At 69.8% G+C, this 24,072-nt stretch carries 23 protein-coding genes; 10 read left to right on the top strand and 13 right to left on the bottom strand.

Annotated features, from left to right (window positions below):
- The 8 genes from VO99_RS24695 to trkA form a co-directional block, all read right to left on the bottom strand.
- Positions 1–1,186: MCP four helix bundle domain-containing protein (locus VO99_RS24695; protein WP_198157059.1), on the bottom strand; the 1,186-nt coding region annotated here is incomplete at its 3' end.
- Between the two features lie 30 nt (positions 1,187–1,216).
- Entirely contained in the window at positions 1,217–2,881 is a 1,665-nt protein-coding gene (locus VO99_RS24700) for a methyl-accepting chemotaxis protein (protein ID WP_046115618.1), read from the bottom strand.
- A 45-nt stretch (positions 2,882–2,926) separates the two neighbouring features.
- Entirely contained in the window at positions 2,927–5,011 is a 2,085-nt protein-coding gene (locus tag VO99_RS24705; protein WP_046115619.1) for a chemotaxis protein CheA, read from the bottom strand.
- A gap of 22 nt (positions 5,012–5,033) precedes the next feature.
- On the bottom strand, positions 5,034–5,330 hold the full coding sequence (locus tag VO99_RS24710; RefSeq protein WP_046115620.1) for an STAS domain-containing protein: 297 nt from the start codon (positions 5,328–5,330) through the stop codon (positions 5,034–5,036).
- 46 nt (positions 5,331–5,376) lie between these two features.
- Complete coding sequence (locus VO99_RS24715; RefSeq protein WP_046115621.1) at positions 5,377–5,745, bottom strand: response regulator; 369 nt, start codon at positions 5,743–5,745, stop codon at positions 5,377–5,379.
- 10 nt (positions 5,746–5,755) lie between these two features.
- Complete coding sequence (locus VO99_RS24720; RefSeq protein WP_232315526.1) at positions 5,756–6,961, bottom strand: methyl-accepting chemotaxis protein; 1,206 nt, start codon at positions 6,959–6,961, stop codon at positions 5,756–5,758.
- A 162-nt stretch (positions 6,962–7,123) separates the two neighbouring features.
- Positions 7,124–8,551 (bottom strand): TrkH family potassium uptake protein, encoded by a 1,428-nt coding sequence (locus VO99_RS24725; protein WP_046115660.1) that lies wholly within the window; start codon positions 8,549–8,551, stop codon positions 7,124–7,126.
- 131 nt (positions 8,552–8,682) lie between these two features.
- Positions 8,683–10,104: a Trk system potassium transporter TrkA gene (trkA, locus tag VO99_RS24730; RefSeq protein WP_046115622.1), complete on the bottom strand. Its 1,422-nt coding sequence runs from the start codon at positions 10,102–10,104 to the stop codon at positions 8,683–8,685.
- 53 nt (positions 10,105–10,157) lie between these two features.
- Between trkA and VO99_RS24735 the strand changes: the two genes are divergently transcribed.
- The 6 genes from VO99_RS24735 (at position 10,158) to VO99_RS24760 (ending at position 15,146) form a co-directional block, all read left to right on the top strand.
- Positions 10,158–11,366 carry a BaiN/RdsA family NAD(P)/FAD-dependent oxidoreductase gene (locus tag VO99_RS24735; RefSeq protein WP_046115623.1) on the top strand — a complete coding sequence of 403 codons (1,209 nt, stop codon included), beginning with the start codon at positions 10,158–10,160 and terminating at the stop codon, positions 11,364–11,366.
- Positions 11,367–11,487: 121 nt separating this feature from the next.
- Positions 11,488–11,700, top strand: coding sequence for a 30S ribosomal protein S21 (gene rpsU / locus VO99_RS24740; RefSeq protein WP_046115624.1), 213 nt, complete (start codon positions 11,488–11,490; stop codon positions 11,698–11,700).
- Between the two features lie 84 nt (positions 11,701–11,784).
- Positions 11,785–12,231: a GatB/YqeY domain-containing protein gene (locus VO99_RS24745; protein WP_046115625.1), complete on the top strand. Its 447-nt coding sequence runs from the start codon at positions 11,785–11,787 to the stop codon at positions 12,229–12,231.
- 10 nt (positions 12,232–12,241) lie between these two features.
- The gene (locus VO99_RS24750; protein ID WP_046115626.1) at positions 12,242–12,586 is read left to right on the top strand and encodes a protein tyrosine phosphatase family protein; all 345 of its coding nucleotides are present in this window, start codon (positions 12,242–12,244) and stop codon (positions 12,584–12,586) included.
- A 176-nt stretch (positions 12,587–12,762) separates the two neighbouring features.
- A complete protein-coding gene (locus VO99_RS24755) occupies positions 12,763–13,356 on the top strand; it encodes a TRAP transporter small permease subunit (protein WP_046115627.1) in 594 nt (197 codons plus the stop codon).
- Positions 13,356–15,146 carry a TRAP transporter large permease gene (locus VO99_RS24760; protein ID WP_046115661.1) on the top strand — a complete coding sequence of 597 codons (1,791 nt, stop codon included), beginning with the start codon at positions 13,356–13,358 and terminating at the stop codon, positions 15,144–15,146. Before VO99_RS24755 ends, VO99_RS24760 begins: the two co-directional genes overlap by 1 nt.
- A 92-nt stretch (positions 15,147–15,238) precedes the next feature.
- Here VO99_RS24760 and VO99_RS24765 read toward each other — a convergent pair whose 3' ends face one another.
- Both VO99_RS24765 and pmbA read right to left on the bottom strand, forming a co-directional pair.
- A complete protein-coding gene (locus VO99_RS24765; protein WP_046115628.1) occupies positions 15,239–16,321 on the bottom strand; it encodes a TRAP transporter substrate-binding protein in 1,083 nt (360 codons plus the stop codon).
- Positions 16,322–16,443: 122 nt separating this feature from the next.
- Positions 16,444–17,826, bottom strand: a complete 1,383-nt coding sequence (gene pmbA / locus VO99_RS24770) for a metalloprotease PmbA (RefSeq protein ID WP_046115629.1) — start codon at positions 17,824–17,826, stop codon at positions 16,444–16,446.
- 58 nt (positions 17,827–17,884) lie between these two features.
- On the opposite strand from pmbA, the gene yjgA reads away from it, so the two are divergent.
- The 3 genes from yjgA to VO99_RS24785 are packed head-to-tail and all read left to right on the top strand — an operon-like array spanning position 17,885 to position 20,677.
- Complete coding sequence (yjgA, locus tag VO99_RS24775; protein WP_232315528.1) at positions 17,885–18,406, top strand: ribosome biogenesis factor YjgA; 522 nt, start codon at positions 17,885–17,887, stop codon at positions 18,404–18,406.
- 4 nt (positions 18,407–18,410) lie between these two features.
- A complete protein-coding gene (gene mog / locus VO99_RS24780) occupies positions 18,411–19,010 on the top strand; it encodes a molybdopterin adenylyltransferase (protein WP_046115631.1) in 600 nt (199 codons plus the stop codon).
- Entirely contained in the window at positions 19,007–20,677 is a 1,671-nt protein-coding gene (locus VO99_RS24785; protein WP_157039778.1) for a FecR family protein, read from the top strand. The genes mog and VO99_RS24785 overlap by 4 nt, the downstream gene beginning before the upstream one ends.
- A gap of 12 nt (positions 20,678–20,689) precedes the next feature.
- On the opposite strand, the gene cysE is transcribed toward VO99_RS24785, so the two are convergent.
- Both cysE and VO99_RS24795 read right to left on the bottom strand, forming a co-directional pair.
- Entirely contained in the window at positions 20,690–21,469 is a 780-nt protein-coding gene (cysE, locus tag VO99_RS24790; protein ID WP_046115633.1) for a serine O-acetyltransferase, read from the bottom strand.
- Between the two features lie 46 nt (positions 21,470–21,515).
- On the bottom strand, positions 21,516–22,256 hold the full coding sequence (locus VO99_RS24795) for an RNA methyltransferase (RefSeq protein WP_046115634.1): 741 nt from the start codon (positions 22,254–22,256) through the stop codon (positions 21,516–21,518).
- 138 nt (positions 22,257–22,394) lie between these two features.
- Between VO99_RS24795 and VO99_RS24800 the strand changes: the two genes are divergently transcribed.
- On the top strand, positions 22,395–23,357 hold the full coding sequence (locus tag VO99_RS24800; RefSeq protein ID WP_046115635.1) for an inositol monophosphatase family protein: 963 nt from the start codon (positions 22,395–22,397) through the stop codon (positions 23,355–23,357).
- On the opposite strand, the gene VO99_RS24805 is transcribed toward VO99_RS24800, so the two are convergent.
- Complete coding sequence (locus tag VO99_RS24805) at positions 23,332–24,036, bottom strand: PEP-CTERM sorting domain-containing protein (RefSeq protein WP_198157060.1); 705 nt, start codon at positions 24,034–24,036, stop codon at positions 23,332–23,334. The two genes, VO99_RS24800 and VO99_RS24805, sit on opposite strands and share 26 nt — an antisense overlap.
- Positions 24,037–24,072: the final 36 nt, after the last annotated feature.

Genomic DNA, 24,072 nt, shown 5'->3' on the forward strand with positions numbered 1-24,072 from the left:
TCTCCTCCACGCCCGCGGCCTGCTCGCTGGAGGCCTGGCTGAGGCTCTGCGCCGTGGCACTCACCTCTTCCGAGGCACCGGCCAGCGCCTCGGCGGCGCCGTTGACCTCGGCCACCACGTGGGCCAGCTGGCTCACGGTGCGGTTGATGTGGTCCTTCATCTCGCCGAAGCTGCCGCTGTAGTCGCGCTCGATCTGGCGCGACAGGTCGCCACCGGACAGCGCACCCATCACGTCGGCCACGTCGTCCACGCTGGCACCCACGGTGGTGACGAGCTGGTTCAGGCCCTGCCCCATCTCCTGCTGGAAGCCCTGCAGGCCAGCCAGTTCCACCCGCTGGCTGAAGTCGCCGCGGTTGGCGGCCTCCACCACACGGCGCTGGCCCTCGATCACCTGCTGCAGCCGGCCGATCATCTGCCGCACCGCGAACAGCAGGCTGCTGCTGTCGCCCTCGCGCAGCGTGATGCGGGCCTCCAGGCTGCCATCGGCCACCTGGCGCAGCACCGCGGCGGCTTCCGCCGGCTCGCCGCCCAGCTGGCGGCTGACCACCCGCGTGACCACCAGGCCCATCAGCACCGCCAGCACCACCGAACCCAGCACCACGCCCAGCATCACCGTGCGGGCGCGGTCGGCCGCCGCAGTGGCCGCGGCATTGGTGGCCTCCGCCTGCGAGCTCAGCTCGACGATGATCTCGGACATCAGCCCTTCCAGCGCATTGACCGCCTTGCGGGTGTCGCCGTTGCTCAGCAGCGCCGCCTCGTTGGCCTGGCCTGCGCTGGACAGCGCCGCCACCTTGTCATGCTGCGCGAGGTAGCCGGGCACCTGCTGGTCGATGCGGGCCAGCAGCGCACGTTCCTTGTCGCTGGTCTCGCTGGCGCGGTAGGCGTCCAGCGCCTGGCGGAACTTGTCGAAGTGCACCTGGGCGCGGGCCACCGCGTCCTTCACGTCGTCGGCATCCTTCAGCGCCGGCAGCCGCACATAGGCGCGCGAATGGGCGCCCAGCCGGGCCGCGGCTTCCGACACATGCTGCGCCGGCAGCACCGCATCGGTGTAGGTGGCCTGCAGCATGGCCTGCAGCTCGGCGATGCGCAGCAGGCCGTAGCCGCCCACCGCGGCGGTCAGCACGGAACAGGTGAGGAAGGTCAGCAGCAGCTTGTGCGCCAGTTTCATGCGCAGGAACCAATTCATTTCGGGTACTCCAAAAAGCCGGGCTGAAGATCAGAAGGTCGTGAAGTCGGATTCATCGACCGTGGCGGGGGTGGGCACCCGCCCTGCCGCAGGGCGCCTGGCCGGGGCGGCCACACGCCGTGCCGTGGCCTGCGCCTGGCCCAGGGCCTTGCGCATGGGGGCCGCGGCTTCGGCCTCATGGGCCTGTGCATCCAGCTTGAAGAAGGACATGGTGCGCTGCAGCTGCTCGGCCTGCGCACTCATCTCCTCTGCCGTGGCGGCCAGTTCCTCGGAGCTGCTGGCGTTCTGCTGGGTGGTGGTGCTGAGCTGGCCGACCGCGGCATTGATCTGGCCGACGCCGGAGGACTGCTCCTCGCTGGCCGCGGTGATCTCCTGCACCAGGTCGGAGGTCTTCTTGATGCTGGGCACCATCTCGTCCAGCAGCCTGCCCGCGCGCTCGGCCAGCTCCACGCTGGACGAGGCCACGGTGCCGATCTCCTGCGCCGCCACCTGGCTGCGCTCGGCCAGCTTGCGCACCTCGGCCGCCACCACCGCGAAGCCCTTGCCATGCTCGCCGGCCCGCGCCGCCTCGATGGCCGCGTTCAGCGCCAGCAGGTTGGTCTGGTAGGCGATGTCGTCGATGATCCCGATCTTCTGCGCGATCTGCTTCATCGCCACCACCGTGGCCTTGACCGCCTCGCCGCCTTCACTGGCTTCGCCGGCGGCCTTGGTGGCCATGCCGTCGGTGATCTTGGCGTTCTCGGTGTTCTGCGCGATCGATGCGGTCATCTGCTCGATGGAGGCGCTGGTCTCCTCCACGCCGGCAGCCTGCTCGCTGGACGCCTGGCTCAGGCTCTGCGCCGTGGCACTCACCTCCTCGGAAGCGCTGGCCAGGCCCTGCGCACCGCTGTTGACCTCCTGCACCACGCGGGACAGCTTGTCCACCATGTTCTGCATGGCACGCAGCAGCCGCGCGGTCTCGTCCTTGCCCTGCACTTCCAGCGCCACCGTCAGGTCGCCATCGGCCAATGCGTCGGCGGCCTGCACCGCGCGGTTCAGCGGCCGGGTGACGCTGCGGCTGATCAGCAGCCCCAGCACCACGCCCAGCAGCACGCCGCCGGACACCAGCGCGATCATCATCGTGCGGCTGGCGTTGTAGAGCGCCTCCACCTCGTTGTTGGCGGCTTCGGCGCGCTGCTCCTTCTGCAGCGTCAGCTCCGACAGCAGGTTGTCCAGCACGTCGGCACGCTCCCGCACGCGGGTGAGGGACGCCACCAGCTCATCGCTGCGCTCGGCCAGCTTGCCCTTGGCGGCCAGCTCCAGCGCCTGCTTCATCTCGGACTGGTAGTCGTCCCAGGTCTTGTACGCGGTGGCGAACAGCTCCTTGGCCTTGTCGGTGACGAACAGGGGCCGGGCCTTCTCCATGTTGTCCCTGGCGGCGGCGCTGTTCTTGGCGATGGAGCCCAGGTGGCGCTCGCGTTCCTCGAGCGAGGTGGCCAGCAGGAAGTTCGAGCGGGCGCGGCCGATGGCCACCAGCTGGATGTTCGCTTCCTTGATGTAGGACAGGCCGAGCAGCTCGCGCCGGTACATGCCCTCCGACAGCTCGTTCATCTGGGCGGCGTTCTTCAGGGCCACGGCGCCCACGATGGCGCTGATGGCTGCGACGACGAGAAAGCCCACGATCAGCCGGGTGCCGATCTTGAAGTTGGAAAACATGAGGTGTCCTTCGGTACTGCAGGGACGTGCGGAATGCCGGGCTGGTCAGCGTGCGGCTGTCGATCCGGCGGCCTGCCCGGGTAGGGCGGCGGGCTGGGCCTGGCGGCCCACGGAGCGGTGGCTGGCATGCAGCGCCTGGCCGATGAGGGCCGGCACGTCGAGGATCAGCGCCACATCCCCGCTGCCACGGATGCTGGAGCCGCTGATGCCCTTGACCTGCGAGAACATCTTCGACAGCGGCTTGATGACGGTCTGGAACTCGCCCAGCAGCGTGTCCACCAGCAGGCCCACCTTCTGCGCGCCGTGGCGCACCACGCAGATGTTCTGCCGCCGGCCAGGTTCGCCGTCCAGCTCGAACAGCTCGCGCAGCCGGATCAGCGGCAGCACCTCGCCGCGCAGGTCGGTGTAGTCCTGGCCGCTGGCGGCGGTCTCGGCGGGGAACTCGATGCATTCCTCCACCACGTCCAGCGGCACCACGAACACCGACTTGCCCACCGCCAGCTGGAAGCCTTCGATGATGGCCAGCGTAAGCGGCAGCCGCACCGTGACGGTGGTGCCCTGGCCGGGCCGGCTGCCGATGTCCACGCTGCCGCGCAGCGCGGTGATGTTGCGCTTGACCACGTCCATGCCGACGCCGCGGCCGGACAGGTTGGTCACTTGCTCGGCGGTGGAGAAGCCGGGCTCGAAGATCAGGTTGTAGATCTCGGCATCGCTCAAGGCCTTGCCGGGCTCCACCAGGCCGCGCTCCAGTGCCTTGGCCAGGATGCGGTCGCGGTTGAGGCCACCGCCGTCGTCGCTCACCTCGATGACGATGCTGCCGGAGTCATGGAAGGCATTCAGCCGCACGGTGCCGCGCGCGGGCTTGCCGCGTTCGGCGCGCAGCTCGGCCGATTCGATGCCGTGGTCCATCGAGTTGCGCACCAGGTGCGTCAGCGGGTCGCCGATGCGCTCGACCACCGTCTTGTCCAGCTCGGTGTCCTCGCCGCTGACTTCCAGCGCGATGTCCTTGCCCAACTCGCGGGCCACGTCGTGCACCACGCGCTGGAAGCGGTTGAAGGTGGCGCCGATCTTGACCATGCGCAGCTGCAGCGCGCTGTCGCGCACCTGCTCCACCAGCTGGCTGACGGCGTCGTTCAGCTCGGCCAGTTCCGGGTCGCGGCGCTTGCGGGCCGCCAGGTTGGCACCGGCGGCGGCGATGATGAGCTCGCCCACCTGATCGATCAGCTGGTCCAGCTTGGCGGCGTCGACGCGGATGGACTGGCTTTCGCTGCCGCGCTGCTCGCGGGCCTTGGGCTGGCGCTCGGCCGCGCTGGCCAGGGCGGCGTCCGCAGCGGCCGGCTGCGCGCAGGGCGTGGCAGGCGATGCCGCGGCAATCGCGGCGACGGCCACCTCGGCCAGCGCCGTGGCGGCCTGCGGCGGCGCGATCTGCAGCAGGCAGTCGTCGCGCACGAACTCGAACACCGACTCGATGGCCGCCTGGTCGGCACTGCTGTGCAGCTGGATCTCGAAGCCGAGGTAGCAGCACTCCGGGTCCATCTCGTCGGCCTCGGGCAGCGCCGAATGGTCGGTGGCGATGTGCTCGATGCGGCCCAGCGTGGCCAGGTAGCGGATGAAGGCCAGCGGGTCCATGCCGTTGCGCAGCACGCCGGTGCCGAACTGCACGCGGATGCGCCAGAGCCCGGCTTCGCCGTCGGCGGCCGCATCGGCGGTGGCCACGGGCGCGGCGGCGGCCTCGTCGCCCAGGTACACCTGCAGCCGCGCGATCAGCGGTGCGCCCTGCGCCAGCAGCGCCGCATCGGGCGTGCCGCCGGCATCCACCGCGGCCACCAGCGCGCCGATGTGGTCGCCGCAGGCCAGCAGCAGCGCCACCAGCTTGTCGTCGGTGGGCAGGCGGCCGGCACGCACCTCGTCCAGCACGCTTTCCACCACATGGGTGAAGGCGACGATGTCGTCGAGTCCGAACAGGCCAGACGAGCCCTTGATGGTGTGGGCGGCGCGGAAGATGGCATTGACCGCCTCGCCGGTGGCGTCCTCGCCCAGGTGGCCGAGCGACAGCAGCGCATCCTCCATCTGCTCGAGCAGCTCGCGGCTCTCGATGATGAAGGTCTGCAGGGCCTGGTCCAGGTTCATGTACGGGCTCCTCGGGTGGCCGTCAGGCGGGTAGGTCCAGGGGCAGGCCCAGCAGCGCGAAGGCCTCGCACACCGCGGTGCTGGGCGACTGCAGGCGCAGCCGGCGGTCCAGCGCGGCCGCCTCGCGGCGCGCCAGCAGCAGCAGCTGCACGCCGGCGGTGTCGATCTCGCTGACCTCCGACAAATCGAAGGCCGGCTCCGCCGCGCGGCGCACCGCCTCCAGCAGCACCGGCTTCAGCTCGGCGGCGCGGTAGATGGTCAGCTCGCCGTCCAGGCCCAGGCAGGCCTCGGCCGCGCCGTTCGTCGCAGTGGGGTTCATCGCGGTTCCTTCGCAAGGCCGGCGCGCCGCGCCGGCGGATGGCGGCTCAGGGCAGCACCAGCTTCTGCACCACGCCCAGCAGCTGCTCGGGCTTGAAGGGCTTGGTCACCCAGGCCTTGGCACCGGCAGCCTGGCCTTCGGCCTTCTTGCCGTCGGCGGTCTCGGTGGTCAGCATCACGATGGGCGTGAACTTGTACGAGGGGTTCTGCTTGACCGCCTTGACGAAGCTGATGCCATCCATGTTGGGCATGTTCACGTCGCTGATCATCAGGTGGACCTTCTGGCCCTTGAGCTTGGCGAGCGCGTCCTTGCCGTCGCAGCCTTCGAGCACGTCGTAGCCGGCGTTGCGCAACGCGATGCCCACCACCTGCCGGAGCGAGGCGGAGTCATCGACGATCATGATGGTCTTGGGCATGGGATGGACTTCAGAAGAAGGTGATCTCGGATTCGGCCGCAGCCGCGGCGGCCACGGGCTTCTTGTGGCGGCCGGCCGGGGCCGCCTGGTGCACCTGGTGCTCATCGGCCATCGCGTAGGTGCTCTGCAGCTCGGCCAGCAGGCCGGCGGCCGACACCGGCGCCAGCACCTGGGTGCTGGTGTAGTGGCGGTGGTTCTCGGCCAGCGTCTCGGGCAGGCGGGCGATGTTCTGCTTCACATGGCTCAGGATCTGGCTCACGCGGTCCTGGAACTGCAGCTGCACCAGCGCATCGGAGATCTCGCCCTGGATGCCGATGCTCTCGTTCTTCAGCACCTCGGTGCTCTGCACCAGGCCGTCGGTCACGCCGCGCAGGTCGTTCAGCACGCCGGCGATCACGCCGCGCGCGGCCTGCATGGAAGCCTCGTCCGCGCTGCTGGAGGCCCGCGAGGCCTCGCTGGCGGCCACGATGGCCTCGCTGACCAGCCGCACCTTGTCGGCGATGCGCTTGCCGGTGTCGCCCGACATCGACGACAGCTTGCGCACCTCCTGCGCCAGCACGCCGAAGCCGCGGCCGGCCTCGCCGGCGCGCGCCGCCTCGATGGCGGCGTTGACGGCCAGCAGGTTGGTCTGGGCCGCGATGGCCGCCACGTCGGTGGCCATCTGCTGCAGCTCCTGGATGAACTGGCTGAGCTGCTGCACCTGCTGCACCAGCTCGGCCTTGCCCTGGTTGGCCGTCTCCAGCGAGCGCACCACCGATGACAGCTGCTCCTCGCTGCGGTTGAACACGGCCAGCAGCCCGGCCTCGCCCTGGGCGCCGGTGGAGCCGTCGGACACCTTCACCGCGCGGTCGAGCTTGTCGACGATGCCGGCGAACTGGCCGGTGAGCGCCGACACGGCCGTCTCCATCTGGTGGCGGGAATTCTCGATGTGGCCGCTCCATACCGGCGCCAGCGCCTCGCCCATCTGGTGGTGGCTGGCCACGTAGGCGCCCAGCGACCGGGCCTGGCCGGTCATCGCCCGGTGGACCGCGTGGGCGGCGCCGGCACCGGCCAGCGCCAGCAGCGCGCCAATGCCGCCGGTCAGCCAGCCGGCGGGTGCCAGGCTGGCGACGGCCACCGCACCGGCCACGCCGGGCAGTGCCGCGGCCAGCAGCGGCCACCGCGCGCCCGGCAGACGGGCAGCGGTACCGCTGGCTTGCATGTTGTTGACTTCCATGGATGCACCCTGGTCGGCGCGGCAGCCAGGCCGCCGCGCGTCCATCGACGTTCGATCCCGGCCGCGAGCGGGAGGCCCGCCGCCGAGGCTTGTGCAGGGTGTATCGGTAACAAACGCCGCAACTTGATCGGGCGACGCGTCAAAAAGTCAGGTGGACTGCGGCTATTTCCGCCAGAACTGCGGCGTGAACAGCACCAGCACCGTCAGCAGCTCCAGCCGCCCGAGCAGCATGCCGAAGGTGCAGACCCAGGTCTGGAAATCGGTCAGGCCCTGGAAGTTGGCCGCCGGTCCCACCTCGCCCAGGCCCGGGCCGATGTTGTTGACGCAGGCCACGACCGCGGCGAAGGCGGTGACCAGGTCCAGGCCCGACATTAGCATCAGCAGCGTCAGGCCGATCAACGAGCCGCCGTAGATCAGCATGAAGGCCAGCACCGACGACAGCACCGACTGCGACACCACCTGGCCGTTGAACAGCACCGGGTTGACCACCCGCGGGTGCACGATGCGCACCAGCTCATGCTGCGCCTGCTTCAGCAGCAGGATCATGCGGACCATCTTGATGCCGCCGCCGGTGGAGCCGGCGCAGCTGGCGAAGCAGCCCAGCATCACCATCACCACCGGCGCGAACAGCGGCCATTGCTCGTAGTCGGTGGACACGAAGCCGGTGGTGGTAGCCAGCGACACCACGTGGAAGGTGACGTGCCGCAGCAGCTCCAGTGGATCGATGTAGGTGCGGTCCAGCCACATGTGCACCGAGATCACCACGATGGTGGCCACGATCCAGCCCAGGTACCAGCGCGCCTCGGTGCAGCGCAGCAGCGGCCGCAGCGAGCGGGTGCGCCACACCACGAAGTAGCGCGCGAAGTTGATGCCGGCCAGCAGCATGAACAGCACCGCCAGGCCGTCCAGCAGCGGTGAATCCCAGTGGCTGAAGCCGTTGTCGTAGCTGGAGAAGCCGCCCAGGCCCACGGTGCTGCAGGCATGCATGAAGGCGTCGGCCCAGTCCATGCCGCCGGCCCGGTAGGCTGCGAAGCAGGCGCCGGTGAGCACGAAGTACACGCCCCACAGGCCGCGCGCGGTCTCGGCGATGCGGGGCGTGAGCTTGGCCTCCTTCATGGGGCCGGGCGTCTCCGCCTTGAACAGCTGCGAGCCGCCCACGCCCAGCAGCGGCAGCACCGCCACCACCAGCACGATGATGCCCAGCCCGCCGAGGAACTGCAGGAAGCAGCGCCAGACGTTGATGGACAGCGGCAGCGCATCCAGCCCGGTGAACACCGTGGCCCCGGTGGCGCTGAAGCCGGACATGGCCTCGAAGTAGGCATCGGTGAAGCTGAGGCCCGGCAGGTGCAGCAGCATCGGCAGGCTGGCAAAGCCCGGCAGCAGCGTCCACACCAGCGTCACCAGCAGGAAGCCGTCGCGCGGCTGCAGCTCGCGCTTGAAGCGGCGGCCGCCCAGCCACATGGCCGAGCCGCTGGCCGCGGTGATCACCAGCGCCTGCGCGAAGGCGGTCATCGCCTCGTCCCCGCCCACGCGGGCGAAGGCCAGCGGTACCAGCATCGCCGAGGCGAACACCAGCACGATGAAGCCCATGATGGGCACCAGCGGCAGGATGGTGTTGCCCCAGGGCGTGTCGAGCAGGCCGCGGCGGCCGCGGGCCACCTGGCGCGCGCGGCGTTCGCGCCGCACCTCGGCGGCGGGTTTGGAAGCGTGGGCGCGTGGCATCAGAAGAAGGTGACGCCCACCTGGAACAGGCGCTCCACCTCGCGCACCATGCGCTTGTGCGGCAGGAACACGATGACGTGGTCGTCGCTCTGGATCATGGTGTCGTGGTGCGCCATCAGCACCTGCGGCTTGGGCGCGGGCTGGTCGGCTGGCGCATCGGCGCGTGGCAGGCCACGCACCAGCGCGCCGATCTGCGCGCCCTGCGGCAGCGCGATCTGGTCGATGCGCCGACCTACCACCTTGGAGTTGCGGGCATCGCCGCGGGCCACGATCTCCAGCGCCTCGGCCGCGCCGCGGCGCAGGCTGTGCACCGCCTCCACGTCGCCGCGGCGGATGTGCGCCAGCAGCTCGCCGATCACCGTGTGCGACGGCGAGATGGCAATGTCGATCTGCGTGCCCTGCACCAGGTCGGCATAGGCGCGGCGGTTGATCAGCGCCAGCACCCGCCGCGCGCCCAGCCGCTTGGCCAGCAGGCAGGCCATGATGTTGTCCTCGTCGTCGCTGGTCAGCGCGGCGAAGAGGTCCATCTCCCGCACGTTCTCGTCCTCCATCAGGTCTTCGTCGGTGGAGTCGCCGTGCAGCACCAGGGTGCGGCTGCTGAGCTGGGTGGCCAGGTACTCGCAGCGTGGCTGGTGCATCTCGATCAGCTTGATCTGGCAGGCTTCCTCCAGCTCGCGCGCCAGCCGCAGGCCCACGCGGCCGCCGCCGGCAATCATCAGCCGCTTGGTGGGCTTGTCCATCTGCCGCAGCGCGCCCAGCACCTGCCGCACATGCTCGGTGGCGGCCAGCACGAACACCTCGTCGCCGGCGGCGATGCGGGTGCTGCCTTCCAGCGGCACCGCATGGTTGCCGCGGTAGATCGCCACGATGCGCATGTCGGCCTCGGGCACCAGCTGCGGCAGCTCGGCCAGGCTGTGCTGCACCATCTGTCCGCCGCGCACCGCGCGAACAGTGATCAGGCTCACCAGGCCGCCCACGAACTCCAGCACCTGCAGCGCCTCTGGATAATCCACCAGCTTGCGCACGTAGCGCGTGACGGAGGCTTCGGGGCAGATGACCTCGTCCACCGCAAAGCCGCCCTCGCGCGCCAGCAGCGGCGAGCCGGCCTCGAACTCCGGCGAGCGCAGCCGGGCGATCGTCATCGGCACGTTGAACACCTGGTGCGCCACCTTGCACACCACCAGGTTGGTCTCGTCGGCCGCGGCGCAGGCGATGAGCATGTCGCAGTCGTCTGCCCCGGCCTCGCGCAGCACCGAAGGCTGGATGCCGTTGCCCGCCACGCCGCGCAGGTCCAGCCGGTCCTGCAGCACAGCGAGCCGCCGCGGATCGGTGTCCACCACGGTGATGTCGTTGCGCTCGGACACCAGGCTCTCGGCGACGCTCTCGCCCACCCGCCCGGCTCCGATGATCAGGATGTTCATGGCGCGGGAGTGTAGGTTTGGCCACCTGGAGCCCGCACCTATGATCCGCGCCCATGCAGCTTCGATACGACGCGATCATCCTGGGCGCCGGCGCCGCCGGCCTGCACTGTGCGGCCATCGCGGGCCAGCGGGGCGCGCGGGTGCTGGTGCTGGACCATGCGGCCAAGGTGGCGGAGAAGATCCGCATCTCCGGCGGCGGCCGCTGCAACTTCACCAACCGCGACACCACGCCGGCGCAGTTCCTCTCCGACAACCCGCACTTCTGCCGCTCGGCCCTGGCGCGCTACACGCCACAGGACTTCATCGCGCTGCTGCAGCGCCACGGCATCGGCTTCCACGAGAAGCACCGCGGCCAGCTGTTCTGCGACGAAGGCAGCGAACGCATCATCGAGATGCTGCTGGCCGAGTGCGAGGCCGGCGGCGTCACCCGCTGGCAGCCGTGCGCGATCAAGGGCGTGCGCCACGGCGCCGCCGGCTACGAGGTGGACACCGAACGCGGCACGGTGCAGGCACCGCGCGTGGTGGTCGCCACCGGCGGGCTCTCCATCCCCAAGATCGGCGCGAGCGACTTCGGCCACCGGTTGGCCCGGCAGTTCGGCCACCGCATCATCGAGCCGAGGCCCGCACTGGTGCCACTGACCTTCGCGCCCGAGACCTGGGTACCCTTCTCTGCCCTGGCCGGCCTGTCGCTGGAGGTGCACATCGACGCCGGCAGCGGCAAGAAGCGCACGCGGTTCCTGGAAGACCTGCTGTTCACCCACCGCGGCCTGAGCGGTCCGGCGGTGCTGCAGATCTCCAGCTTCTGGCGCCCCGGCGAGCCCATCACCATCGACCTGGCGCCGGGCCGCGACCTGGCCGCGGAGCTCAAGGCGGCCAAGGCCCGCTCCAAGCGCCAGCTGGGCAACGAGCTGGCCGCGCAGCTGCCGCAGCGCCTGGCCGACACCTGGCTGCAGCGCCAGGGCCTGGACGCCACCCTGGCCATGCCGCAGGCCCGCGACCGCGACCTGGAGGCGCTGGGGGCCAGCCTGGGCGGCTGGCAGCTGCTGCCCGACGGCAGCGAAGGCTGGCGCAAGGCCGAGGTGACGGCCGGCGGCGTCGACACCCGCGAGCTGAACCAGCAGACGATGGAGAGCCGGCTGCAGCCGGGGCTGCACTTCATCGGCGAGGTGACCGACGTCACCGGATGGCTGGGCGGCTACAACTTCCAGTGGGCCTGGGCCAGCGCCGCCGCCTGCGCGGCAGCCTTGCAGCCCAGCCCGTGACAAATCTGCGAAACACGCTATACTCGCCGTCTTTGCTGCAAACCCGCGTCTCGATCCGATCGACGATTCCGGACCAACGGCCTTCGGACACCGAGCGCACAACCCCAGGATTTACCGTTACATGACCACGATTCGCGTCAAAGAGAACGAGCCGTTCGATGTGGCACTGCGCCGCTTCAAGCGCACCATCGAAAAGCTCGGCCTGCTGACGGAGCTGCGCGCCCGCGAGTTCTACGAAAAGCCCACCTCCGAGCGCAAGCGCAAGAAGGCCGCGGCCGTCAAGCGCCACTTCAAGCGCGTTCGCAGCATGCAGCTGCCGAAGAAGCTCTACTAAGCTTCCCGGCGTCAGCCCCAAAGCCCGCGCGGGACGCCGCAGCGGGCTTTGTCGTTTCTGGACCATCCTCACCGGAGCCCCGCCATGAGCCTCAAGGACCGCATCACCGACGACATGAAGAGCGCCATGCGCGCCAAGGAAGCCGACCGGCTCTCCACCATCCGCATGCTGCTGGCCGCCATCAAGCAAAAGGAAGTGGACGAGCGCATCACCGTCGACGATGCCCAGGCCGTGGCCCTGGTCGACAAGCTGATCAAGCAGCGCAAGGACTCGGTGGCCGCCTACCAGCAGGCCGGCCGCGCCGACCTGGCCGACAAGGAAAGCGCCGAGATCACCGTGCTGCAGGCCTACCTGCCGCAGCGCCTGTCGGCCGACGAGGTGGCGGCCGAAGTGCGCGCCATCGTGGCTGAGCTGGGCGCCAGCGGCCCCGGCGACATGGGCAAGGTGATGGGCGCGGCCAAGGCGAAGCTGGCCGGCAAGGCCGAGATGTCCACGGTGTCGGCCGCGGTCAAGCAGGCGCTGGCGCAGTAAGCTCGCCGCCATGAGCCTGCCCCTGTCCCAGATCGCCGCCGACGTCTGCGTCGCCCCGCAACTCACGCCCGAGGCCATGGCCGAGGCGGCGCAGGCGGGCTTCCGCAGCGTGGTGAACAACCGCCCCGACTTCGAGCACGGCCCCGACCAGCCCACCAGCGCCGAGATCGAGGCCGCCGCCCGCGCCGCCGGCCTGGAATACCGCCACCTGCCGGTGGCCGGTGGCTACCAGTCGCCCGAGGAAGTGGCGCAGTGTGCGCAGCTGCTCCAGGAGCTGCCGCGGCCGCTGCTGATGTTCTGCCGCAGCGGCGCCCGCTCCACCCGGCTGTTCATGCTGGCGCAGCAACAAGCCTGACGGCTGGCTGACGGCCGCGGTCGGATATTGCGCCGCAGCATCGGTGCTTTCCCTGAACGCCCGCCTTGCGCGGGCGTTTTCACGTCGCCGATGGATACAGTGCGCGGTTTGCCCGCGCCGCACATCTGTCGGTGCCGGGCGTGAACCTTGACGAGAAAGCTTCCGCAGGAGGTGTTGTGTCCGGATTATTGAAACTGTCCCGGCTGATAGACCAGCTGAATGAATTCGTCGGGCGCTGGGTGAGCTGGCTGGTGCTGGTGGCGGTGCTGATCAGCGCATTGAACGCCATCGTCCGCAAGGCCTTCGGCACCAGTTCCAACGCCTTTCTGGAGATCCAGTGGTACCTGTTCGCCGCGGTGTTTCTGCTGGCGGCGGGCTACACCATGCTGCGCGGCGAGCATGTGCGCATCGACATCATCCTGGGCCGCTTCAGCAAGCGCACCCAGATCAAGGTCGAGATCTTCGGCATCGTGGCCTTCCTGTTCCCGTTCGTGGTGGTCGTGATCGAGCTGGTGATGCCGCTGGTGATCCGCGCCTACACCTCGGGCGAGGTGTCCTCGAATGCCGGCGGCTTGATCCGCTGGCCGGTGTTCGCGCTGGTGCCGCTGGGCTTCACGCTGCTGGGCCTGCAGGGCGTGTCGGAACTCATCAAGCGCGTGGCCTTCCTGCAGGGCCGCATTCCCGATCCCACCATCAAGAAGGTGGCCAAGACACCGGAGGAAGAGTTGGCCGAAGCCATCCGCCTGCGTGAAGAAGGAGCACGGACATGATGGAGTTCTTCAGCGCCAACATGGCGCCCATCATGTTCGGCGGGCTCATCGTCTTCCTGCTGATGGGCTTCTCGGTGGCCTTCTCGCTGGCGGCCTGCGGCCTGCTGTTCGCCTTCATCGGCATCGAGATGGGCCTGCTGCCGGCCGCGCTGGTGCAGGCACTGCCGCTGCGCATCTTCGGCACCATGCAGAACGAGACGCTGCTGGCGATCCCGTTCTTCACCTTCATGGGGCTGATCCTCGAGCGATCGGGCATGGCCGAGGACCTACTCGACACCATCGGCCAGCTGTTCGGCACCATCCGCGGCGGCCTGGCCTATGCGGTGATCATGGTGGGTGCGATGCTGGCGGCCACCACCGGCGTGGTGGCGGCTTCGGTCATCTCGATGGGCCTGATCTCGCTGCCCATCATGCTGCGCTACGGCTATGACCGGCGGCTGGCCACCGGCGTGATCGCCGCCTCGGGCACGCTGGCGCAGATCATCCCGCCGTCGCTGGTGCTCATCATCCTGGCCGACCAGCTGGGCCGCAGCGTGGGCGACCTGTACAAGGGCGCCTTCCTGCCGGGCTTCATGCTGGTGGGGCTGTACGTGCTGTACGTGCTGTTCATCACCATCGTGCATCCCAGCCGGGCGCCGGCCCTGCCGCTCGAGGCACGCACCATCCGCGAGGATGACGGCAGCACCGGCAACCGCTCGTTGCTGGCGGTGTTCCTGCTGTCCGTGGCGGCAGCGGTGGCCTTTGGTGAAACCCGGCCCGAAGGCACGGCCACCGACGAGAAGATCGTGCTGTCGATGTGCGTGGGCGTGGGCGTGGCCTTCGCGCTGGCGGTGCTCAACCGCCTGCTGCGGCTGAAGCTGCTGTCGCGCATGGCCGAGCGCGTGACCTTCGTGCTCATCCCACCGCTGGCGCTGATCTTCCTGGTGCTGGGCACCATCTTCCTGGGCGTGGCCACGCCCACCGAAGGTGGCGCCATGGGTGCGGTGGGCGCGCTGCTGATGGCCCTGGCGCGCCGCCGGCTGAGCCTGTCGCTGCTGCGCCAGGCGATGGACACGACGATGAAGCTGTCGTGCTTCGTGGTCTTCATCCTGCTGGGCGCCACGGTGTTCGGCCTGGCCTTCCAGGGCGTGGACGGCCCGCTGTGGGTGGAACACCTGCTCACCGGCCTGCCCGGCGGCCAGCTCGGCTTCCTGATCGTGGTGAACGTGCTGGTGTTCTTCCTCGCGTTCTTCCTCGACTTCTTCGAGCTGTCCTTCATCGTGGTGCCGCTGCTGGCACCGGTGGCCGACAAGCTGGGCATCGACCTGGTGTGGTTCGGCGTGCTGCTGGCGGTGAACATGCAGACCTCGTTCATGCACCCGCCGTTCGGCTTCGCGTTGTTCTACCTGCGCAGCGTGGCGCCCACCGACGACTACACCGACCGCGTGACCAAGAAGCCGATCGCCAAGGTGAAGAGCTCCGACATCTACTGGGGCGCGGTGCCCTTCGTCATCATCCAGCTGGTGATGGTGGGCCTGATCATCGGCTTCCCGGGGCTGGTGGGGCACGACACCGAGCAGGCCTCGGGCATCGATGCCGACAAGGCGCTGGAGGAGATGGTGATGCCGGGCGGTGGCAGCGAAGCCTCGCCCACGCTGCCGGGCATGGAGCCGCCTGCCACGCCGGACAGCGGCAGCGCCGCGCCTTCGGCCGAGCCCGAGCCGCCGGCCGGCACCACCGAGGCCGACGACGCGATGAAGGCGCTGCAGGACGCCATCCAGGAAGACGCGAAGGACGGCAAGAAGCCTTGATCGTGCTTGCCGCCGGCCCGGAGCCGGCGGCCTTCGACCCATGAAAAAGGGGCCCCTCGCGGGGCCCCTTCTTTCTTGCGGCCGGGTGGCGCCTACAGCTTGGCCGACTGCATGTAGCGGTCGAACTGGCCTTCGGTGAAGCGGAACCACAGGTTCTGGTCGCGCAGGAAGCTGGAGTAGTCCGAGTACACCTTCTTCCAGGCCGGGTTGCTGTTGGACAGCTCCGAGTACACCGCCATCGATTCCTTGAAGGCGGCATCCATCACCGCCTTGGGGAAGGGCATCAGCTTGGTCTTGGCGGCCACCAGCTGCTTCAGCGCGGCCGGATTGCGGGCGTCGTACTTGGCCTGCATGTTGACGTGCGCGAAGGAGGAAGCCGCGTCGATGATGGCCTTGTACTCGGCGCTCAGGCCGTCGTATGCCTTGTTGTTGATGAAGAAGTCGACCTGCGGGCCGCCCTCCCACCAGCCCGGGTAGGCGTAGTAAGGTGCCACCTTGTAGAAGCCCAGCTTCTGGTCGTCGTACGGGCCCACCCACTCGGCCGCGTCGATGGTGCCCTTCTCCAGCGACTGGTAGATCTCGCCGCCGGGAATGTTCTGCGGCACGCCGCCCAGGCGCTTGACGATCTCGCCGGCGAAGCCGCCGATGCGGAACTTCAGGCCCTTCATGTCTTCCAGGCTCTTGAGCTCCTTGCGGAACCAGCCGCCCATCTGGCTGCCGGTGTTGCCGCCCAGGAAGTTGATGATGTTGTACTGGCCGTAGAACTCGCGCATCAGCTTCAGGCCGTTGCCTTCCAGCATCCAGGCCGTCATCTGGCGGCTGTTCATGCCGAAGGGGATGGCCGCGCCGATGGCAAAGGTGGGGTCCTTGCCGAAGAAGTAGTACGGCACCGTGTGGGCCATCTCCACCGTGGCGTTCTGCACCGCGTCCACCACGCCGAAGGGGGGCATCAGCTCGCCGCCGGCATGCACCGAGATCTGGAACTTGCCGCCCGACATCTCCGACACCTTCTTGGTGAAGACCTCGGCCGCACCGAAGATGGTGTCCAGCGACTTGGGGAAGCTGGAGGCCAGGCGCCAGCGGATGTTGGCCTGGGCCTGCACGAAGGCAGGTGCGGTGCCCGCGGCAAGCACGCCCGCGATGCCTGCACCACGAACGAAGGAACGGCGTTCCATGTAGGGGACTCCTGTGGAGGGAAAAATCGGTCGCGCGATTCTAGGAGTCGCATTTCGTCGGCCCCGAGGGGGTTTCCCCGCAGCAGATTCGGCGCCGCGCGCCCTCGGGCGTCAGCTTGCCGTCAGCTGCCGGCGACCTTCATCTTCTCGATCAGGATGGAGCCGGTCGTCTTGCCGCCCATGGTGTATGCATCGGCGCCCACGGCCACGATGCTCTTGAGCATCTGCGGCAGGTGGCCGGCGATGGTCACCTCTTCCACCGGGTGCACGATCTGGCCGTTCTCCACCCAGAAGCCGGCGGCACCGCGCGAGTAGTCGCCGGTCACGTAGTTCACGCCCTGGCCCATCAGCTCGATGACGAACAGGCCGCGGTGCAGCTTGCGCAGCATGGCGTCCAGGTCGTCGCCCGGCTGCGTGAGCCGGCTGGTGAGCACCAGGTTCTGCGAGCCGCCGGCATGGCCGGTGGTCTTCATGCCCAGCTTGCGGGCCGAGTAGCTGGACAGGAAGTAGCCCTGCGTCACGCCCGCGTCCACCACCTTGCGCGCGCGGGTGCGCACGCCTTCGTCGTCGAAAGGCGCGCTGGCCTTGCCGCGCTGGATGAACGGGTCTTCCTGCACGTCGAGGTGGTCGGCCAGCACCTGTTGGCCCAGGCTGTCGACCAGGAAGGTGGCCTTGCGGTACAGCGCACCGCCGCTGGTGGCCTGCACGTAGGCGCCCAGCAGGCCGGCAGCCAACGGCGACTCGAACAGCACCGGCACCTCGCAGGTGGGGATCTTGCGCGAGTTCAGCCGCGACAGCGCCCGCTCGGCGGCATAACGGCCCACCGCCTCGGGCGCGGCCAGGTCGTCGGCCGAGCGCATCGAGGTGTACCAGGCGTCGCGCTGCATGCCGTCGCCGCGGCCGGCGATCGGCGCCACCGACAGCGAATGGCGCGAGCTGGCATAGCCGCCGCGAAAGCCGCGCGAATTGCCGGCATAGAAGTGCGACTGCTGCGCCGACACGCCGGCACCTTCGGAATTGGTGATGCGGCGGCGGTCGGTGGACAGCGCGGCGGCCTCGCAGCGGCGGGCCAGTTCGGTGGCGGCCTCGGCATCCAGGTCCCAGGGATGGAACAGGTCGAGGTCGCGCGCGGCTTCTTCTTCCGTGGCCAGGTCGTCGGCATCGGGCAGGCCGGCCACCGGGTCCTCGGCGGTGAAGCGGGCGATGTCATAGGCCGCGCGCACCGTCTGCTCGATGGCCGCGCGGGAGAAGTCGGAGGTGCTGGCATTGCCGCGCCGGCGGCCCAGGTACACGGCCACGCCGAGGGACTTGTCGCGGTTGCGCTCGACGTTCTCCAGCTCGCCCTTGCGCACCGAGACCGACAGGCCGGTGCCTTCCGAAGCCTCGGCGCCGGCGTCGCTGGCACCCAGCTTCCGGGCCATCGCCAAGGCGTCCTCCACGCTCTGCTGGAACTGTTCTCGCGTGTAGGCAAAGCCCTTGGCGGTGGTCGAACGGGTGTCGGACATGTGGAATGGGGGGATGGGGATGGCGCAAATTATGATAGCGATCGCTTATCGCAGCCCTATGCAGCCCCATACCCCCGACTCCTTCGACGAACGCCCCAGCAAGACCGAGCTGAAGAAGCAGGCGCACGAGCTCCAGCGCCTGGGCCAGGCCTTGTCCGAGCTGCCCGACGAACGGCTTGCCGCGCTGGCCATGTCCGACACGCTGCTGGAAGCCCTGCGCGAGACTCGCCGCATCCGTTCCCACGAAGGCAAGCGCCGCCACCTGCAGTACGTGGGCAAGCTGATGCGCCAGACCGACGTGGAGCCGCTGCGCGAGGCCGTGGCGGCGGCCCAGCTGGGCAGCGCGCAGAACACGCTGGAGCTGCACCGGCTGGAGCAGTGGCGCATCGAGCTGGTGAAGGACGACGAGGCCCTCACCCGCTGGATGACCGACTACCCGGACACCGACCTGCAGCATCTGCGCAGCCTGATCCGCGCCGCGCGCAAGGACGGCGCGCTGCCGCCGGAGCAGCGCCACGGCAAGGCCTGGCGCGACCTGTTCCAGTTCATCAAGAGCCAGTGGATGCAAGGCAGCGAGTGACGCCATGACCGCCTTCGACAGCGTGAGGATCGGCCTCGTCTCGGTCAGCGACCGGGCCTCGGCCGGCGTGTACGAGGACAAGGGCATCCCCGCCCTGCGCGACTGGCTGGGCCGCGCGCTGCGCAACCCGGCGCACTACGAGACCCGCCTGGTGCCGGACGAACAGCCGCTGGTGGAAGCCGCGCTGCGCGAGCTGGTGGACGATGCCGGCTGCCACCTGGTGCTCACCACTGGCGGCACCGGCCCCGCGCCGCGCGACATCACGCCCGAGGCCACGCTGGCCGTCGCGCACCGGGTGATGCCAGGCTTCGGCGAGCAGATGCGCCAGATCAGCCTGCGCTTCGTGCCCACCGCCATCCTGTCTAGACAAGTGGGGGTGATCCGGGGCGGCGCGCTCATCATCAACCTGCCCGGCCAGCCCAAGTCCATCGCCGAGACGCTGGAAGGCTTGCCCCAGGCGCAGCCGCCGGTGCATGGCATCTTCGCCGCGGTGCCCTACTGCATCGACCTGATCGGCGGGCCCTACCTGGAGACCGATCCGGCGGTGTGCCAGGCCTTCCGGCCCAAGAGCGCCCTGCGCAGCAGTTCCGGGTCGCGGCCGTGAGGCCACGCCTGCTGCCCATGCTGATGCTGGGCACGGCGATGCTCCCCGTGCCGGCGGCATGGGCCGCGCCCGAGCCGGTGCTGCCGCTGACGGTGCGGCCGGGCGACACGCTGTGGGGCCTGTCGAACGAGGTGCTCACCGGCCCGGCCGCCTGGCGCGAAGTGGCCCGCCGCAACCGCCTGCCGGATGCCAACCGCATCCGCCCCGGCCAGGTGCTGCAGGTACCGCAGCGCCTGCTGCGGGTGCGGCCGGTGGAGGCGCGGTTGGTGCTGGTGCAGGGCGAGGTGGAGCTGGCCGGGCGCCCCGCGGTGGCCGGCGAACCGGTGTCCGCCGGGCAATTGCTGCGCACCGGCGCGGGCGCTTCCGCGGTGGTGGAACTGCACGATGGCTCGCGCCTGCGCGTGCAGCCGGCCACCGAGGCCGCACTCGCGGAGAGCGCACGCCTGGGCGCGCGCATGGCGCCGCAAGGCAGTGGCGGCGCCAGCGAGGAAGGCTGGTTCGCCGGCAGCATGCGGCTGGTGCGCGGCTCGCTGGAGGTGGTGGCCGCACGGCTGCTGCGCGCCAAGCCGCTGGAAGTGCAGTCGCCCACCGCCGTGATCGGCGTGCGCGGCACCGAGTACCGCGTGCACCACGGCACCGACCAGGGCACCCGCACCGAGGTGCTGGAAGGCCTGGTCCGGGCCGAAGCCGCCGGCGCGCCGCAAGCCGGCGTGGACGTGGCCGCGCGCTTCGGCGCCGCCATCGCCGCGGCGGACAGCCCGCCCGCGGTGGTGCCGCTGCCCGCCGCGCCCGACCTGTCGGGCCTGCCACCGCTGTTCGAGCGGGTGATCGTGCGCATCGAGCTGCCCGGCGAGCCATCGGCGCTGCGGGTGCAGGTGGCACTGGACGAAGCCTTCGAGCGCATCGTCAGCGATGAACGGGTGGCCGCCGGGGCGCCGGTGCGCATCAGCGGACTGGACGATGGCGAGTGGTTCCTGCGCCTGCGCCGCATCGAGTCGCGCGGCATCGAAGGCCTGGACGCCACCCACCGCTTCACCCTGGCGGCCCGGCCCGAGCCACCCGCGCCTGCCGCACCGCGCGCCAGCGCCCAGGTGGGCGTGGGCGGTGTGGAATTCCGCTGGGCCGAGAACGTCGAGGCGCTTCACTACCACCTGCAGGTGGCGCGCGACGCCGCCTTCACCGAACTGGTGGTGGACGAGCCGCAGGTACGCGGCGCCAGCACCCGCCTGACGCTGGACCAGCCGGGCAGCTACTTCTGGCGCATGGCCAGCGTGCGCGCGCCACAAGGCAACCAGCGGACGCGCGGCCCCTGGACCGATGCCCAGCCGCTGACGGTGCGCGCCGCGCCGCCGGCGCCCACCAGCGGCAGCTCGGCCGACGGCACGCAGCTGGCGCTGCGCTGGAGCGGCCGGCCCGAAGACCGCCAGCAGGTGGAGCTGTCGTCCGATCCGCAGTTCGGCGCAGGCACCACCGTGCGCGCCGAACTCACCGAGCCGATGTGGACCCTCCCGCGGCCCGAGCAGCCGGGCACCTACTACTTCCGCTACCGCAGCGTGGAGCCCGACGGCTTCGTCACGCCCTACAGCAGCACGCTGAAGATCGAAGTGGCACGCGACTGGCGCGGCCTGTGGCTGCTGGGCGCGCCGCTGCTGCTGCTGTTGCTGTAGGCCCCGGCGCCGCTACTTCACCAGCCGGTTCAGGCTCGCGGCGTCGAAGGCTTCGGTGGTCTGCGCGTCCTGGGGCACGCAGTCCGCATGCGGCAGCTCATGCGAGCGGGAGGACAGCTTCTCGATGGCCTGCCACAGCAGCGTGATCTGGTGCTCGTGGCCGGCGGCGTTGTCGATCAGGCCCTTCATCGCCTGCGCCACCGGGTCGTCGCCCTGCGTCACGCCGTAGGCGCTGAAGCCCATGCGGGCGGACACCGCCTCGCGCTGCGCATCGGCCTTGCCTTCGATGATGCGCGCCGGATTGCCCACCGCGGTGGCTCCGGCCGGCAGCGGCTTGGTGAGCACCGCGCCGGAACCGATGCGTGCGCCTTCGCCCACGGTGAAGCCGCCCAGCACGCAGGCATTGGCGCCCACGATCACGCCGCGCTCCAGCGTCGGGTGGCGCTTGGCCCCGCGCACCAGCGACGTGCCACCCAGCGTCACGCCCTGGTAGATGGTGCAGTCGTCATGCACCTCGGCCATCTCGCCGATGACGACGCCCATGCCGTGGTCGATGAACACCCGCCGGCCGATGGTGGCGCCGGGGTGGATCTCGATGCCGGTGAGAAAGCGCGCCACATGCGAGATGAAGCGGCCCAGCCAGTACCAGCGGGCGCGCCAGGCCGCATGGGCCCAGCGGTGCAGCACGAGTGCATGCAGGCCGGGATAACACGTGAGCACCTCCCACGTCGAACGCGCGGCGGGGTCGCGTTCGCGGATGCAGGCGATGTCTTCACGCAGTCGGCTGAACATGGCGATTCTTGTCAAACGGCGGGCCAGTGTATGCGCGGGGTTTGCTTCAGGCGGCGGGAGGGACAAGCCGGCCCACCGCCTTGGCGATGCCGCGCAGGATGTGCACTTCCTCGGCCGTGAGCTGAGCCCGGTTGGCCAGCTGGTTCAGCCGCGGCATCAGCTTCTTGGGCGCGGCCGGGTCCAGGTAGCCAATGGCCACCAGCACCTCGCGCCAGTGCGCCAGCGTGCCCTGCACCGCCGCGGCGTCGGCCAGCACCGGCTCCGCCGTGCGCGGCTGCACGCCAAATCCGCCCAGCGCCTGCCGCCATTCATAGGCGATCACCTGTACCGCCTGTGCCAAGTTCAGCGAGCCATAGGCCGGGTCGGTGGGGATGCTCAGGCAGGTGTGGCAGCGGTAGACGATTTCGTTGGGCAGGCCGTAGCGCTCGCTGCCGAAGACGAAGCCCAGCCGCGCGCCCTGCGCGGCCATCGCCTCGAAGTGCGGGCGTGGCGCGGCGGTGGGCGGGCCGAAGTCGCGCGGCGTCATCGCGGTGGCGCACAGGTGGTCGATGCCGTCCAGCGCCTCGTCGATGCCGCCGACGATGCGCGCGCGCACCAGGATGTCGGCCGCGCCGCTGGCCATGGCCACCGTGTCCTCCTGGCTCAGCACGTCGGCAAAGCGCGGCTGCACCAGCACCAGGTCGGAAAAGCCCATCACCTTCATGGCCCGCGCGGCCGCGCCCACGTTGCCCGGGTGGCTGGTGTTGACGAGGATGAAGCGGGCACCTTCGGCGGTGGGCAAGGGCATGGCGTCAGGCATGGGTGGTGGAGGCGGCTAAAATGGCGGGTTCTCGCAGCGCCGCATTGTCCGCGCTGCCCGCTCTTTGCCTTCGCTGCTGCTCCCTCCTCCCCACACGGCCACCGGCCGTCTTCCATCAGGTCGCCCATGTCGCAATCGCTCCATCCCATGCTCAACATCGCCATCAAGGCGGCACGCGCGGCGGGCGCGATCATCAACCGGGCCTCGCTGGACCTGGAGCAGCTGAAGATCAACAGCAAGGGCCCGAACGACTTCGTCACCGAGGTGGACCAGGCGGCCGAGCAGGTCATCATCGACACCCTGCTCCAGGCCTACCCCAACCACGCCATCCTGGCCGAGGAATCCGGCCGCAGCCGGGGCGCGAAGGACAGCGAGTTCGTCTGGATCATCGATCCGCTGGACGGCACCACCAACTTCATCCACGGCTTCCCGGTGTATTGCGTGTCCATCGCGCTGGCACACCGCGGCCAGGTCCAGCAGGCCGTGGTCTACGACCCCAGCCGCAACGACCTGTTCTATGCCTCGAAGGGCCGTGGCGCCTTCATGAACGACAAGCGCCTGCGCGTCTCGCGGCGCACGCGGCTGTCGGATGCGCTGGTGGGCACGGGCTTCCCGTTCCGCCGCGGCGACAACTTCAAGCGCTACATCAAGATGTTCGAGGAGGTGATGCAGGCCTGCGCCGGCGTGCGCCGCCCGGGGGCGGCCGCGCTGGACCTGTGCTACGTGGCCGCCGGCTACTACGACGGCTTCTTCGAGACCGGCCTGAATCCCTGGGACATCGCCGCGGGCTCGCTGATGATCACCGAGGCGGGCGGCCTGATCGGCAACTTCACCGGTGAATCCGACTACCTCTACCAGCGCGAAGTGGTGGCGGGCAATGCCAAGGTGTATGCGCAGCTGGTGAGCATCCTGGCGCCCTATACCCGGGTGATCAAGGCCGACGAGGCCTCCGCCGAAGCCGGTGCCGACGACGGCGAGGCCACGCCCGAGCAGGCCCTGGCTGCCAGCCTGGGCGCCGAAGCGCCCACCGCCGACGCCAAGCCCAAGCGCGGGCCGGTGCGCATCAAGAAGCAGCCGGCGCAGGATTGAGCGCGGGCGCCCGTTCGCCGCGGGAGCGGCGACGCGCGCCCAGGGCCAGCACGCCGGCACCGCCCGCCAGCAGCAGCCAGGCGGTGGCGGGTTCCGGCACCGCGGTCACCACGTCGATGCCCTGCACCGTGCCCACCAGCAGCGGCATGCCGTCGGCGCGGAAGAAGCCCAGCAACGCTGACTCGAAGGCCTGCGCCTGCGGCGCCACGGCCAGCGACTTGGAGCGGATGCCGTCGGTGCCGCCGCCCAGTTCCACGGTGAAGCGGAAATCCGGCAGGTAGACGTCGTCCGGCGCCAGGCGAAGGCCGGCGCCGAACAGGTTCAGATACCAGTTGTCGCCCAGCGGATGGTCGACCACCGACACCAGGCTGTTGCTGCCTGTGGTCGCCAGGTCGTGGCGCGACGCGGCCACGGTGGCGCCCGTGGGCGTGTGGGCGACGAAGTCGAAGCCGGTGACCAGGGCGTCCACGCCACCGTACAGGCCGCGGCCGGGCTCGCCGCTGTGGTCGCGGGCCAGCGCGTCGAAGGCGAAGGTCATGCTGTAGCGGGAGCCGGCCACCACCGCGCGGGAGTCGCTGAGGACCACGTCGCCGGACACACGGAAGGCCATCGGCATCGCGACAGCGGATGCGGTGCACGCCCAGGCCAGGGCGGCGCCGTTGAACAGCTTAGAGAGCAAGTGCTTCCTCCGGTAACGGATGGTGAACGCTATCGC

Source organism: Aquincola tertiaricarbonis (genome assembly GCF_000969605.1).
Lineage (GTDB): Bacteria > Pseudomonadota > Gammaproteobacteria > Burkholderiales > Burkholderiaceae_C > Aquincola > Aquincola tertiaricarbonis.

Bases quoted from the DNA above. Each gene is read 5' to 3' on its own strand.
- yjgA (WP_232315528.1), top strand. From the start codon at position 17,885: ATGCAGCCCCATACCCCCGACTCCTTCGACGAACGCCCCAGCAAGACC.
- VO99_RS24725 (WP_046115660.1), bottom strand. From the start codon at position 8,551: ATGGGCTTCATCGTGCTGGTGTTCGCCTCGGCGATGCTGGTACCGCTG.
- mog (WP_046115631.1), top strand. From the start codon at position 18,411: ATGACCGCCTTCGACAGCGTGAGGATCGGCCTCGTCTCGGTCAGCGAC.
- VO99_RS24760 (WP_046115661.1), top strand. From the start codon at position 13,356: ATGGAGTTCTTCAGCGCCAACATGGCGCCCATCATGTTCGGCGGGCTC.
- VO99_RS24745 (WP_046115625.1), top strand. From the start codon at position 11,785: ATGAGCCTCAAGGACCGCATCACCGACGACATGAAGAGCGCCATGCGC.
- VO99_RS24715 (WP_046115621.1), bottom strand. From the start codon at position 5,745: ATGCCCAAGACCATCATGATCGTCGATGACTCCGCCTCGCTCCGGCAG.
- VO99_RS24800 (WP_046115635.1), top strand. From the start codon at position 22,395: ATGTCGCAATCGCTCCATCCCATGCTCAACATCGCCATCAAGGCGGCA.
- VO99_RS24765 (WP_046115628.1), bottom strand. From the start codon at position 16,321: ATGGAACGCCGTTCCTTCGTTCGTGGTGCAGGCATCGCGGGCGTGCTT.
- cysE (WP_046115633.1), bottom strand. From the start codon at position 21,469: ATGTTCAGCCGACTGCGTGAAGACATCGCCTGCATCCGCGAACGCGAC.
- pmbA (WP_046115629.1), bottom strand. From the start codon at position 17,826: ATGTCCGACACCCGTTCGACCACCGCCAAGGGCTTTGCCTACACGCGA.
- VO99_RS24705 (WP_046115619.1), bottom strand. From the start codon at position 5,011: ATGAACCTGGACCAGGCCCTGCAGACCTTCATCATCGAGAGCCGCGAG.
- VO99_RS24795 (WP_046115634.1), bottom strand. From the start codon at position 22,256: ATGCCCTTGCCCACCGCCGAAGGTGCCCGCTTCATCCTCGTCAACACC.
- VO99_RS24710 (WP_046115620.1), bottom strand. From the start codon at position 5,330: ATGAACCCCACTGCGACGAACGGCGCGGCCGAGGCCTGCCTGGGCCTG.
- VO99_RS24700 (WP_046115618.1), bottom strand. From the start codon at position 2,881: ATGTTTTCCAACTTCAAGATCGGCACCCGGCTGATCGTGGGCTTTCTC.
- trkA (WP_046115622.1), bottom strand. From the start codon at position 10,104: ATGAACATCCTGATCATCGGAGCCGGGCGGGTGGGCGAGAGCGTCGCC.
- VO99_RS24750 (WP_046115626.1), top strand. From the start codon at position 12,242: ATGAGCCTGCCCCTGTCCCAGATCGCCGCCGACGTCTGCGTCGCCCCG.
- VO99_RS24720 (WP_232315526.1), bottom strand. From the start codon at position 6,961: ATGGAAGTCAACAACATGCAAGCCAGCGGTACCGCTGCCCGTCTGCCG.
- rpsU (WP_046115624.1), top strand. From the start codon at position 11,488: ATGACCACGATTCGCGTCAAAGAGAACGAGCCGTTCGATGTGGCACTG.
- VO99_RS24735 (WP_046115623.1), top strand. From the start codon at position 10,158: ATGCAGCTTCGATACGACGCGATCATCCTGGGCGCCGGCGCCGCCGGC.